This window comes from Erythrobacter sp. NAP1, assembly GCF_000152865.1.
In the GTDB taxonomy this organism is placed as follows: Bacteria; Pseudomonadota; Alphaproteobacteria; order Sphingomonadales; family Sphingomonadaceae; genus Erythrobacter.
Window position 1 is genome coordinate 488,954 of record NZ_CH672390.1, and the last position, 12,604, is coordinate 501,557.

Below are 12,604 nucleotides of genomic sequence, written 5' to 3' on the forward strand. Positions count from 1 at the left end.
TAAACCACTTTCCTACTTCCACTTACGCGTGCGATACCACTTGGTGATGATGTACTTCGCGCCTTTCAGCACGGGGGTGCCTGCGTGCATCGTGTCCTCGTTGGGAGTGCCGTCGGGAAGCGCGTTGTTCCAGATCAGCAGGACGCCCGGCTTTGGTTCGATCTTGATCCCGATGTGCGTGAAGTGGGTTTCGCCCCCTGCTTCGACGTCATTGAGAAAGGCCATCGTCGTCCAGCTGCGCTGACCTCCGCGTTCGCGTTCGCCCTTCCAGTAGTTTTCGGTCGTGTAGAACCAGTCATTGTGCGGCTTGAACTGCTGCCCCGGAAGATAGCGCTGGCCCTGGATCGCCTCTCCGATCTCTGACGGCAGGCCAAGCAGATCGTCGATGCGCCGCCCGATCCCTTTTACGAAGCTGTCAAAGGGGTCGAGGTCGCCGGAATAGGAGGTGCGAAAACCGCTGTCATAACCAATTTCGTGCAGTGAAGAGGGCCGCGCGGTTTGATCAACCATCAGGCAAAGCCGCTCGCATTCGGCCATGCTCAGAAAGTCGCCGACCGCGTAAAGCTCGGCCATGGGCGTATCGATCTTGTAGACGCCGGGATCGTTGTCGAGGCGCTCGCGAACCTGCTTGCCGACGCGTCGCAGCGCGTCCTGGTCGGGGATGGTCTCGGTCTTGGACATGGCGACCTGCTACGCAAAGGATGGGCAAAAGCAAACCCCCGCCGCTGCAAAGCGACGGGGGCTCAAGCTTGGTTGAATTGCCGGGGCTTACCAGAAGAAGTCGTAGATCACGTCGACCACTTCTCCGGTGTAGATATCGACCAGCACGACGTCATCGTAATAGCGAACCCAGCGATAGGGTCCGTAGACGTCCGGCAGGCGATAGCGCCACGGATCGTTGATGTAATAGCGCGAGCCGAAGAACCCGGCATCGAGGAAGAACCCGATGTTGAGCCTGTTGTAGAAGTGGCCGCGATACGGAGCGTAGTACCGACCGAGGCGATAAAGGCCGCGGTTGGAGAAGCGGTGCTGGCGCCAGCGGAAACGGCGGTCGTTACGCCAGGAATTGCGGTTCCAGCGGCGGAAGTCGCGGCGACGCTCTGCACGCCGTTCGAAACGCCGGCCGTCCCTCACGCCATTGCGATATCCATCGCGGCGGATCCTACGGGCATCACGCCGGTCAAAGCGACGGTCGAAACGGTCGCCCCTACGGTCACGCCGGTCGAACCGGTCGCCCCGACGGTCGCGCCTGTCGACGCGATCCCCACGGCGGTCGCGCCGGTCGAAACGGTCACCCCGGCGGTCAGCGCGCCGGTCGGCACGCCTATCAGCACGCCGGTCTGCGCGGCCATCGAACTGGCCACCGCGGCCGTTGCGGATGCGGTCTCCGCGACGATCGCTGCGCCTATCGATCCGGTCAGCGCGGCGGTCCCCGCGACGCTCGATCCGGTCGGCACGGCGATCACCGCGCCGCTCAATCTGGTCCGCCCGGCGATCACCGCGACGGTCGATCCGGTCGGCGCGCCTTTCGCTACGGCGGTCTACGCGGTTCGCTGCCCGCTCGTTGCCGCGACGCTGGAAGCGCCGAGCTTCGCGGTCGCCACGCCGTTCGACGCGGTCTGCACGCCTCTCGGAACGACGATCGACGCTGCCAGCGCGCCGCTCAGAGCGGCGGTCGACGCGGTCTGCGCGACGTTCGGAGCGGCGGTCGACCTGCTGCGCACGGCGATCACCGCGGCGCTCGGCACGCTGCGCACGCTGTCGTGCGACGGGCCGCGCATCGGGTTCAGCCGAGCGCGCGCCACGGCGTTCAAAACCGCGGTCTTGACGCTGGCCACGCCGTTCGCCGCGTGCCTGACGTCGTTCGCTACGTCGCTCTGCGCGCCTGTCCTGACGCGATTGCTCAGCCGAGGACGATGCCTCCGCCGAACCGGTTGCCGCCTGAGCGGTCTCGGGGGGTGCGACCAATGCCAACGCCAAGGCGAGGGCCGAAAGCGCACTACCCTTAAGGAACAGGGTAATATCCATGAAATGCCTCCAGTGTTGCCGCCCACCACCTACGGCGCTTGATACCCTTCGTAATGAAGTGATGTGAGCGGTCTAGGCCTTGGTCGCTGACTTCAACCTTAACCGGGTGTTTAGGGCCCTGTTCATGTTTCGCGATCATTTCCTGAATGACTTGACCATACACGCCGATGCTCCGATGGCACGGCGCATGTTCGATGATCTCGACGAAGTGCGAAGCGATCTTGCAAGGCGCCTGACCCGCGCTGCCAAGGACCGTCGCTCGCCGATGCACGTTCCTGCGGTTGTCACCAGCGACGTCGATGCGCGCACCATGGTTTTGCGCGCTTTCGACCCCAAAGCCTGGACTCTGCGTTTCCACACCGACACCCGCGCGCCCAAAGTCGATGCGGTCAAGGCCGACCCGCGCATGGCGGTGCTGTTCTACGACAAGAGCGCCAAGATACAGATCCGCGTTCGAGGCACGGGCGAGGTGCTGGAGCAGGACGCTCTGACCGACACCGCATGGTCGAACAGCACCAACTTCGCGCGCCGCTGTTACCTTGGCGATGGACCGGGAGCGGTCAGCGATGCGCCCACGTCGGGCCTTCCCGAGCGGTTCGAAGGAGTCGAGCCGACAGATGACGAGGTCGCGCCGGGCCGACCCAATTTCGCGGTGCTGCGCATCACGCTGGAAGAGCTCGACTGGTTCTATCTCGCCCACACCGGACATGTGCGCGCGCAGTTCGAGCGCAGCGGCGATCAATGGGAAGGGCGCTGGGTCTCGCCCTGAGACCGCGCTCAAGCGGCCTTGCTGTCTTTCGCAGGTGAAGGTTCGGGCGCGGGGAGCAGCTTGATCTCCTCCCATTCGCCAGCGGTCATGACACTGTCCTCGCCTGCCGCCTGAGCCGCTGCGAGGGCGACTTCGGCCCGTTGGCGCGCTTCCTCTTCGCTTTCGCCCGGCTGGCGCGCTGCGACACCGAAACTCGCACTGACCCGCATACCCGGCGCCATGCCAGGCATCGGCATCTGTGCCAGCGTGTCGAGCAGCCTGCGGGCAATTGCGCCTGCTTCGACCTCGCTCACATCTCCGGTGTGGATCTCGAGCGTGTCGGGATCGTCGCTGACCGTTTTCACCGCGTCTTCGCTGCGAACACCGGCGCGCATCACCTGCGCAACCTGAGCGATCGCAGCCGAGCGGGTCTCTAAGCCCCAAAGTTGGCCGACCTGTGGCAGATGGTCGACCCGAGCGCGCAGCACTGCTCCTGAGCGACCGGCAAAGCTGCGCCGATCGGCCGCCTTGTCCATTTCCTCGCCAAGGCTTTCTTTGGTGAAGAGCCCCTGTAGCGCGTTGGTCGAGGGGCGCGTGCGGGCACGAAGCCACTGGGACACCAGCACAAGCAAGGCCCCCGCGACAACCCCCGTTGCCAGCGTGAGCGCCGGATTGGCCGATAATGCGAGCGCGACCTCTTGCATCGATGCTGCCCCTGTTTGCCTCGATTACACAGGAATGTGCCCGATCCGTAGTTAAGGCGGAGTAAAGCAGGCTGGACGGGCGGGTTTTGCGGGCGGGTGTGACACGCAAGGGGGCGTTTGGGAAATACGCGTTTTCGGCGAAAATGGCGCAATCAGAGGGGTTTGCGGGAGAAATGGCTGTAGGAAGTGTGACTTTTCGGTTTCTGCGGGCGACATGCGCTTTCGTGCGGCGTTGTACGGCGCTCAGCGAGGCCATAGCGAAACTTGTTGGGCGAGAGTTCACGGAGATCAGCACAAGGCCGCGACGCTATCACCCGCATTCGAAGTAGGAAAATGCGGGCGCTAGACGTCTTCGCCCGGAGTGATCTTGGACATCACGCGCTGCAGCGTGCGGTAGATCATCACCACGGTAGCTGCGATCAGCGCGACCATCAGGACGCTGCCTGCAAACAGCACGTCATAGAGAATAGTGTACCACCTGTTGGGAAGCTCTTCGAATTCGCCGATCGGCAGTACGAAGGCGAGCAGCACGACAAGGCTCATCATCAGGGCAGAGGTGGCGAGCTTTGCCACGAGATCGACATTGTGAAACGCCTCCCTGTCGAATTCCTTCTCCATTCGGTTGATCATGCCGATCAGCGTCAGCATCAGTGCCAGCACCGTTGCCGATGCGGTCGCGATGGCCGAGCCCAGATAAAGCCCCGCTCGGCTCAGCGCTTCGAGCAACTGCCGCGCCTCCGCCGCCGAATAGACATCGCCAATGGCGATCCGCGCGCCGTATCCGACGAGGCAGATGAAGACAAACGCGGCCAGCGGCCAGATGCGGTTCTTGTTGAGCATCGATTCCCTCTCATTCGTTGGTTGCAACAAACGAAAGGGTCGGGGCGTTCCGGATTGGGGGGCGCTTGAAATTGCGCAATTCCTGTGAATCTACCTCACTAACATCGATCCGCGTCGGCGCAGCGCGGGGAGGGCAGCAACACCACGGCGATCATGTGCTTGATGGCTTGGGAATTGCCCTCCAAATGCGCCTCGACCGTGCCATGGGCGAGGTTGCGCACCTATCCTGCAAGGTCGAGGGAACGCGCGGTCTCGACCGTCCAGTCGCGGTAGAACACGCCCTGGACCTTGCCGTGGATTATGAGGTGGGTGGCGGTCATTTGGCGGAATGAGCTGCCTGAAACGAGTTTGATCTCACAGAAGCTTTTTCGGAAGCGATTGGCAGACTGCTTTGTTAACAATCTGTGGCGATGCGAGGTGTATTTGCGACTTTCACTTTGAAGTCTTCAGGTGGCCCACTGCCTGAGATTTGAAAATAGACCTGCTGATCTTCACCTTCAGTGTCTTTGTAAGAAATGACGAGGCGGCCTGTCTCAAAATAATCGTTGTTCAAGTAAATAGTCCAAGGGAGCTCTGCTTCTTTCGGAAAATGGTCCTTCGGTTCAATCGCTTGAGCCTCTGTCAAACCATCTAGGACGATAGTCCCGTGGACGTCGCGACATTCGTGCCCAATGTTCGCCAATGCAAATTTGAAAGTGTATTGAAGGCCCGATTTCATGTGTCCTTTGCCGCGAACACGCAACAAAGGTTGCGATTTAGCCCGTCGCTCTTTTTCTACTCGCGTCACAGAGTCTTGTTCAAATCGCAGACGCTCGCGATCGAGAGAAACCATCTCCCGATATTGTTCGACCGATTTAGCAAGCTCTTCGCCTTGCAGGCGAAGGGCGTTGACGCTGTTCCGCAATTCTCTCGCTTGCAAGAAATATCCGATCACAAGCCATAAAAACGCTAACGGTGCGAAGAGCCCGGCGAGAAAGTCTCCGAACTCATTTGGAGCAAGCTGTGCAAGTTTCTCGTGGACAATGATCCCGTAGACAGTGAAAGCAAATATGTAAGCACAAGTTAGTGCTAGCCCTACAACAGTGAGCTTTGATTCTGCTTTCACACTGATACCCCGAATCTACCGCGTCAGCTTCTTATAAGCCAATCGCGTAGGCCGATCCGCAGCATCGCCCAGACGGCGGCGCTTGTCTTCCTCGTAAGCCTCGAAGTTGCCCTCAAACCACTCAACGTGTGAGTTGCCCTCGAACGCCAGGATGTGCGTTGCCAGGCGGTCGAGGAAGAAGCGGTCGTGCGAGATGACCACGGCGCAGCCGGCGAAGTTCTCGATGGCTTCTTCGAGCGCGCCGAGCGTTTCCACGTCGAGGTCGTTGGTCGGCTCGTCGAGCAGGAGGACGTTGCCGCCCTGCTTTAGCATCTTGGCCATGTGGACGCGGTTGCGTTCGCCGCCCGAGAGCTTGCCGACATTCTTCTGCTGGTCTGCGCCCTTGAAGTTGAACGCGCCTACGTAAGCGCGGGTCGAGGTGTCGTGGCCGTTGACCTGCATGTAGTCGAGCCCGTCGGAAATCTCTTCCCAGACATTGTTCTTCGGATTGAGATCGTCGCGCGACTGGTCGACATATCCGAGGTGTACGGTGTCGCCGATCTCGATCGTGCCGCTGTCGGGCGTTTCCTGGCCGGTGATCATGCGGAACAGCGTCGATTTACCCGCGCCGTTAGGACCGATCACGCCGACAATGCCGCCCGGAGGCAGCATGAAGGACAGGTTTTCGAAGAGCAGCTTGTCGCCATAGGCTTTCGAGATGTTCTTGGCCTCGATCACCTTGCCGCCAAGACGCTCGGGCACCTGAATGACGATCTGCGCCTTGCCGGGCTTGCGGTCGCCCTGCGCGTCCTGGAGCTGTTCGAACTTGCGGATACGCGCCTTCGACTTGGTCTGGCGCGCAGCTGGCGTCTGCCTGATCCATTCAAGCTCGCGGTTGAGCGACTTCTGACGCCCGCTTTCCTCGCGCGCTTCCTGTTCGAGGCGCTTGGCTTTCTTTTCGAGATAGGTCGAATAGTTGCCTTCGTACGGGAAGTAGGAGCCGCGATCGAGTTCGAGGATCCATTCCACCACGTTGTCGAGGAAGTAGCGATCGTGGGTGATCATCAGCACCGCGCCCGCATATTCCTTGAGGTGATTTTCAAGCCACTCGACGCTTTCTGCATCGAGGTGGTTGGTCGGCTCGTCCAGCAGCAGGATTGAGGGCTTCTGGATCAGCAGACGCGTAAGCGCGACGCGGCGCTTTTCCCCGCCCGAGAGGTTTTCGACCGAAGCGTCCGAAGGCGGGCAGCGAAGCGCTTCCATCGCGATTTCGAGCTGGTTGTCGAGCGTCCACCCGTCAACAGCGTCGATCTTGGTCTGAAGTTCGGCCATTTCGTCGCCCAGCGCGTCGAAATCGGCGTCGGGTTCGGCCATCTGCGCGGATACGGCGTTGAAACGCTCGACCAGTTCAGCGGTCTCGCGCGCGCCGTCACGCACGTTTTCGAGGACGGTCTTGGTCGGATCAAGCTCCGGCTCCTGTGGGAGATAGCCGACGGTGATGTTCTCACCGGCCCATGCTTCGCCCGAGAAATCGGTGTCGATCCCGGCCATGATCTTCATCAGCGTCGACTTGCCCGCGCCATTGGGTCCGACAATGCCGATCTTCGCGCCCTGATAGAACTGAAGATTGATGTTCGAGAGAACCGGCTTGTTGGCACCGGGGAAGCTCTTGGTCATGCCTTTCATGACAAAGGCGTATTGCGCGGCCATGGGGGTCGTCCTTCGTAAAACGTGTCTGGGTGTGCTGGATTTGACTGCGCAGATAGGCGCGCAAGAGCGGCGGGGCAAGCGCGCGATACGAAGGCGGCGCTTCACCGCCTGTTTACCCAGCTTGCTTAGGCGGCAGCAATCGAAGGAGTTGCAACCCCCTTGCAATATATCGCGATCGTCATTCCGGTCCTTGCAGGACTATTTGCGCTGGCTTTCGGCGCCCTGTGGCTGCGTGGCGGGCGCAAGCCGAGCGTGATCGCCTTCTTCGTCGGCTATCTCTCGCTGTCGCTTTGCTACGCGCTGAATTTGCTTCCCTTTTCGATGAGTTCTCTCGTCATCGGTCCGCTTGTCCATGTGATTGCGTGTGTGGGAGTGATCGCGCTCGCGATGGGTGCGGGGATGCGGCTGGGAATACGCATGCCGATCGGCGTCATGGCCAGCATCGCGGTGCTGTCGACCGGGCTGTTGGCAGAAGCGATCCTGCTGGCCGATGCCAACGCAATCGTGATTGTGCAGAATGGCGGCTCTGCGCTGCTTTTCACGATGGCAGCGACGGTGCTGTGGACCGCGCAGCCGGCGAAATGGCTCGACAAGGCGGTTATCTGGACGATGGCAATGATGACGGCGGTTGGCTTTCTGCGACCGGTCATCGCGCTGATGGCGGAAGGCGATCTCACCGGGCTGATTTCGCGAACCTCGGAATTCCACGCGGTGCAGGTGATTGCGATGACAGTCCTGCCGGTGGTGCTCGGCATGATCCTGCTCGCCCTTGTCGTGACCGATGAGTGGGAGGACCAGATTGCGAGCGGCAGGATCGATGCGCTGACCGGGTTGCCGAACCGCGCGGCGTTCGAGGAACAGGTCGATGAGCTTCTGGCCCGTGCGCGAGAGGAGCGTATTCCGGTAAGCCTGCTGGTCGGCGACATCGACCATTTCAAACAGGTCAATGACACGTGGGGGCACAGCGTAGGCGACAAGGTCATCTCGGCATTCGGCGACATCATGGCTCGCAAGATCAGGCCCGGCGACGTGGCAGGCCGGATCGGCGGCGAGGAGTTCTGTGTGCTTGTCTGGAACTGCCATGAACAAGGCGCTGTCTCGCTTGCCGAGCGTCTTCGTTTGAGCTTCGCGAGCGAGGCGATCGAAGGCTTGCCGACTAGCGAGAGTTTCACCGCCAGCTTCGGGATCGCTGAATGGCAGCGCGGCGAGGATTATGCGCAATGCTTCAGGCGGGCCGACGGGGCGCTTTATTCAGCAAAGCGCTCCGGCCGAAACCGGGTAGAAAGCGCCGCGGGCGGTCCCAGCGTCACCGAGGCAAGCGCCGAAGAAAATACAGACCCCTCCACAAGGCAATCGCGCGTCGTGCCCTTGCGCAAGTTCAAGTAAACCCCGTTGGCCGAAATTGCCCTGAGCCCCCTAACTCCTGCGCTAAACATGCCTCGTGGAAAGGTTTTTCACCGGTTCAGGGCACTCACCTAAAGGGCCTCTTAACCTTATTGGCCTACTCGGTCTTGACGGGAAACGGACGGGTCGATGCAAACTCAAATCCTAGGACTATTAACACCGATGATGGCGCTGCTTTTTGCAGTGACATTCGCGGTGTTCTGGAAAGCGGGGCGCATGAAGCGTCACGTCCTTGGTTTTGCGATCGGATATCTGTTTTTCGCCGCCGGTTTCCTTGCAACCCATTTGCTCCCGGCTAACGCGTTCTACACGTTCCACCTGACCCAGTTCTTCTATTCGATCGGCTGCGGCATCTTCGTGGTGTCGACCTGCGAACGAGTGGGGCAGCGTCCGTATCTTCCCTTGTTGCTGGGTATCTACATCGCCAATGCGTTGGTTCTGGCGCTCGCGGTCAACTTCACCAACGATGTCGGCCCGCGGCTGATCCTCATCAATATCGGCTATGGCTCGATGTTCCTCGTCAACCTCGTCGCACTGCTTTCGGCACAGCGCAGCGACTGGGTGGACAAGGCGATCATCGCCGTCACCGCGATCCAGGTCGCGGATTTCTTCATTCGTCCTACGCTCACCATGATGTTCGAACAGACGATCCCGGCAGAGGAGTATCGCGGATCGATCTATTATTCGCTGATCGGGCTTGTTCTTGGCGTGAAGTCGATTGCAGGTGCCATGGTCCTGATGGGAGCAACCATCGTTGAATGGACCAATTCACTGCGCGAAAGCAGCGACAAGGACCCCCTGACCGGCCTCAACAATCGCGCCGCGTTCGAAGAAGCGATGGGCCGGATCATCCCGCGCGCTCACACCGAGGACAAGCCTTTCAGCCTTGTCGTTGCCGATATCGACCACTTCAAGCAGGTGAACGACATCTGGGGTCACCAGGCAGGCGACAGCGCGATTTCGGGCTTTGGCAAGTTGATTCAGGAAACGATCCGCGGCTGCGATACGGCAGGCAGGATCGGCGGCGAAGAGTTCTGCGTAGCCGTCTGGAATTGCCCCAACGAACCCGCTGAGCGCCTCGCAGACCGGATCAGGACTGCGTTTGCGCGGCTTGAGCATGACGGGCTGAACGACGACATTCGACTAACGGCAAGTTTCGGCGTTGCGACGGTACGAGAAGGCGAGTCCTACGAACGCCTCTTCGCCCGTGCTGATGCTGCGCTCTACCGCGCCAAATCGAACGGTCGGAACAGGGTCGAGAACGACGATAACAAAGGTCAATCCGTGGTTCAGGGCTCTCAACGCGAGCCCACCAATGAGCGAGGGTCGGAGCAGCAGGCGCCAAGCCGCGAGCCTGAGCTTGTCGAGCTCAAGAGTGCAGGCGGCAAGGGATAGCCTTCTGGACAGTGGGGCGCTGCGCGACTAGCGCTAGCCTCCATGAAAACGACGCTCCTTTCGGCCACCGCCGCTGCCGCCATCCTTCTGACCCCGAACGCTTTTGCGCCCGCTTTTGCCGAGGCTCACCAAGACGCGAGGCAGGCGCCTTCGCTTGAAGAGGTCGCCGATATGGCGCTCGAAAGCGACACCTATGCGTGGGACTTTGTCGAGGGGATCACTACCGAAGTCGGGCCGCGACAGGCGGGAACCGAAGCCGAAGCACGCGGTCGCAAATGGGCGATGGACTGGATGACGAAGCACGGCTTTACCAACGTTGCCGATGAGCCGTTCGAGATGGAAACCTGGGTTCAGGGCGACATTCACCGCGCCGAGATCACCAGTCCATTCCCTCAACCGCTTGTGATCCAGCCTTTGGGCGGAAGCGCTTCGACCGGGCCTGATGGTATCACCGCCGAAGTCGTGATGTTCGAGAACACAGCCGCGCTCGCCGCCGCTCCGATGGGCAGCCTTGAGGGCAAGATCGCCTATATCAGCCACGCGATGACACCGACGCAGGACGGTTCGCAATATGGCTTTGCGGGCCCCGCTCGCTGGGTCGGCGCGCAGCTTGCCAAGGAACGCGGCGCGGTCGCAACCGTGATCAAGTCGGTCGGCACCGACTATCACCGCAACCCGCATACGGGCGGCACGACGTTCCGCACCGCTGAAGGCGGATCGGATGTGGGCCGTCCTGTGCCGACCCCGGCTGGCGCACTCACACTCCCAGACGCAGCGAACCTTGAGCGCATGTTCGAGCGCGCCGATGGCCGCCCGATCATGATGAAACTGACGCTGACGCCTGAAAACCTTGGCACGACGCTGAGCGGCAATGTCGTTGGCGAGATCGTGGGCCGCAATCCCTCACTCCCACCGGTGCTGGTGGCATGCCACATCGACAGCTGGTGGAATGCTCCCGGAGCTTTCGACGATGGCGCAGGCTGTGGGATCGTCGCTGCCGCCGCGCTCAACGTCGCCAAGAGCGGCCAGCCGCTGCGCACCATTCGCGTGCTGATGGCGGGCGCAGAGGAAGTCGGCCTGTTCGGATCGAGCGCGTACTCCGAGGCTCACATCGACGAGAAGATCGGCGTTGGGCTCGAAAGCGATTTCGGTGCGGACCGGATCTGGCGGTTTGAAAGCAATTTCCGCGAGACCAACGAAGGCCTGCACAACCGGCTGGCTGCTTCGGTCGCGCGGTTCGGGGTTGCGAATTCGACCATCGTTGCGCGCGGCGGGGCGGACATCAACATCTCGCGCGATCAGGGCGGGGCGATCATCGACCTGCAGCAGGATGGAACGCGCTATTTCGACCTGCACCACACGCCCGACGACACACTCGACAAGATCGACCCGGTGCAGCTGCGCCAGAATGTCGCGGTGTGGACACAGGTCGTGGGCATCCTCGCGAACGAGGCGCGGTCGATCCAGACCGGCGGCGTCATGCCGAGCGCGCCTGCGATCATGGACGCCGAGTAAGCGTTAGACGCCGATCAGCCCGCTGGACGGGCTCGCGCTTCTGCCCGGGAAAAGCTGCGCCATCGCGCGCGCCGGGTCGAGCCGCATATGCTCGGCAAGAGCGCCTGCGAGCACGCTTTCGAGCGCAGTGGTGGGCCTCAAGTCGCGGCCTTCGTGAAGCTGGCTGGGCGCAAGTCCCGGCCAGTCGGCAAGCACGCGCCCACCCTTGACCGCGCCGCCCATAAGTAGCGCCGCACCTCCTGTGCCGTGGTCGGTGCCGCCTGTACCGTTGAGGCTGGCGGTGCGCCCGAACTCGGTCGCGACGACGACCAGGGTGTCATTCCAGTCGCCCCCGACGCCCTTGCGGTAGGCGCCTAGCAGCGTGTCGAGCTGGCGCGCTGCGCGTGCAAAAGCGCCGCGCTGGTTGGCGTGGGTGTCCCATCCGCCAAGCTCGATCATCGCGATCTGCGCCGCCCCTTCGCCGTTCATCAGCGAAGCGGCAAGCTCGCCTGCGGCCTCTGCATCGCGCAGGTTTCGCATGTCGCTGTCGCCCGCCATCGCCTGCGTTTCCAAGGCCCGCTCCCACAGGGCGCCTAGCTGCGGGTCGCCCTCGTAGAGCAGGCCCACACGTTCCATAAACGCATCGCTCGCTTGCGGCAGCGCGCTTGGTGCGTAGCTTGAGGCAGGGGCATCACCGCGCAGCGCGAGCGGCATGGTGGGCGCGATGGCGAGGGCGCGCGGTGGCTCGGTGCCGCTGTCCGCCGCGATCATTCCGACGAGGCGGTTGAGCCACCCATCGCGAGCGGCGTAGGGCGAGGCTCCGCCGGTTTCGAGCATGTTCTGCCCGTCAAAATGCGATCGCTCGCGATAGGCTGTCGCGGTGGCGTGCACGAACAGAGCATCGCCCGAAGCGTATGCCTCGCCGACGCGCTCGAAGGCCGGATGGATCGCGAACATGGTGTCGGCGCGCACGGCGCTCTCATAGTCGCCAAGGTTCGCCTCGCGCAGAGCCGCAAAGCCGGGATCGCCTATCGGCGCGGCCATCGCCATTCCGTCCGCTGCGCCGCGGAGCAGCACGAACAGCAGCTTTTTGGAGCCGGTCCCTTGCGCAAACGCCATCTTCGGCAGCGTCAGTCCGGCAGAAAGCGCCAGCGATCCGGCGAGCATCGTGCGGCGGTTCAGGTTCATCGTCATGGC

12 protein-coding genes are annotated in these 12,604 nt (G+C 61.8%); 4 read left to right on the top strand and 8 right to left on the bottom strand.

Annotated features, from left to right (window positions below; all coding sequences use genetic code 11):
• Positions 1-12: 12 nt before the first annotated feature.
• Both NAP1_RS02245 and NAP1_RS16395 read right to left on the bottom strand, forming a co-directional pair.
• Positions 13-681 carry a 2OG-Fe(II) oxygenase gene (locus tag NAP1_RS02245; protein WP_007163592.1) on the bottom strand — a complete coding sequence of 223 codons (669 nt, stop codon included), beginning with the start codon at positions 679-681 and terminating at the stop codon, positions 13-15.
• An 87-nt stretch (positions 682-768) separates the two neighbouring features.
• Positions 769-2,028 (bottom strand): RcnB family protein, encoded by a 1,260-nt coding sequence (locus NAP1_RS16395; RefSeq protein ID WP_156777172.1) that lies wholly within the window; start codon positions 2,026-2,028, stop codon positions 769-771.
• A gap of 124 nt (positions 2,029-2,152) precedes the next feature.
• On the opposite strand from NAP1_RS16395, the gene NAP1_RS02265 reads away from it, so the two are divergent.
• Positions 2,153-2,797 carry a pyridoxamine 5'-phosphate oxidase family protein gene (locus NAP1_RS02265; protein ID WP_007163596.1) on the top strand — a complete coding sequence of 215 codons (645 nt, stop codon included), beginning with the start codon at positions 2,153-2,155 and terminating at the stop codon, positions 2,795-2,797.
• A gap of 8 nt (positions 2,798-2,805) precedes the next feature.
• Here the strand turns inward: NAP1_RS02265 and NAP1_RS02270 are convergent, their stop codons facing one another.
• The 5 genes from NAP1_RS02270 to ettA all read right to left on the bottom strand — a co-directional run bounded on the left by NAP1_RS02270 (position 2,806) and on the right by ettA (position 7,114).
• Entirely contained in the window at positions 2,806-3,480 is a 675-nt protein-coding gene (locus NAP1_RS02270) for a diguanylate cyclase domain-containing protein (RefSeq protein ID WP_007163597.1), read from the bottom strand.
• Positions 3,481-3,822: 342 nt separating this feature from the next.
• The gene (locus tag NAP1_RS02275) at positions 3,823-4,320 is read right to left on the bottom strand and encodes a hypothetical protein (protein WP_007163598.1); all 498 of its coding nucleotides are present in this window, start codon (positions 4,318-4,320) and stop codon (positions 3,823-3,825) included.
• A gap of 221 nt (positions 4,321-4,541) precedes the next feature.
• Positions 4,542-4,640, bottom strand: a complete 99-nt coding sequence (locus NAP1_RS16400) for an acylphosphatase (RefSeq protein WP_007163600.1) — start codon at positions 4,638-4,640, stop codon at positions 4,542-4,544.
• A 74-nt stretch (positions 4,641-4,714) separates the two neighbouring features.
• A complete protein-coding gene (locus NAP1_RS16405) occupies positions 4,715-5,425 on the bottom strand; it encodes a hypothetical protein (RefSeq protein WP_007163601.1) in 711 nt (236 codons plus the stop codon).
• A gap of 15 nt (positions 5,426-5,440) precedes the next feature.
• On the bottom strand, positions 5,441-7,114 hold the full coding sequence (gene ettA, locus NAP1_RS02290) for an energy-dependent translational throttle protein EttA (RefSeq protein WP_007163602.1): 1,674 nt from the start codon (positions 7,112-7,114) through the stop codon (positions 5,441-5,443).
• Between the two features lie 159 nt (positions 7,115-7,273).
• Between ettA and NAP1_RS15790 the strand changes: the two genes are divergently transcribed.
• The 3 genes from NAP1_RS15790 (at position 7,274) to NAP1_RS02305 (ending at position 11,428) form a co-directional block, all read left to right on the top strand.
• Entirely contained in the window at positions 7,274-8,500 is a 1,227-nt protein-coding gene (locus NAP1_RS15790) for a diguanylate cyclase (protein WP_007163603.1), read from the top strand.
• 147 nt (positions 8,501-8,647) lie between these two features.
• Positions 8,648-9,913, top strand: coding sequence for a GGDEF domain-containing protein (locus NAP1_RS02300; RefSeq protein ID WP_156777173.1), 1,266 nt, complete (start codon positions 8,648-8,650; stop codon positions 9,911-9,913).
• Positions 9,914-9,955: 42 nt separating this feature from the next.
• Positions 9,956-11,428, top strand: a complete 1,473-nt coding sequence (locus NAP1_RS02305; protein ID WP_007163605.1) for a M28 family peptidase — start codon at positions 9,956-9,958, stop codon at positions 11,426-11,428.
• Positions 11,429-11,431: 3 nt separating this feature from the next.
• On the opposite strand, the gene NAP1_RS02310 is transcribed toward NAP1_RS02305, so the two are convergent.
• Positions 11,432-12,595: a DUF1501 domain-containing protein gene (locus NAP1_RS02310; protein ID WP_040464655.1), complete on the bottom strand. Its 1,164-nt coding sequence runs from the start codon at positions 12,593-12,595 to the stop codon at positions 11,432-11,434.
• Positions 12,596-12,604 lie beyond the last annotated feature (9 nt).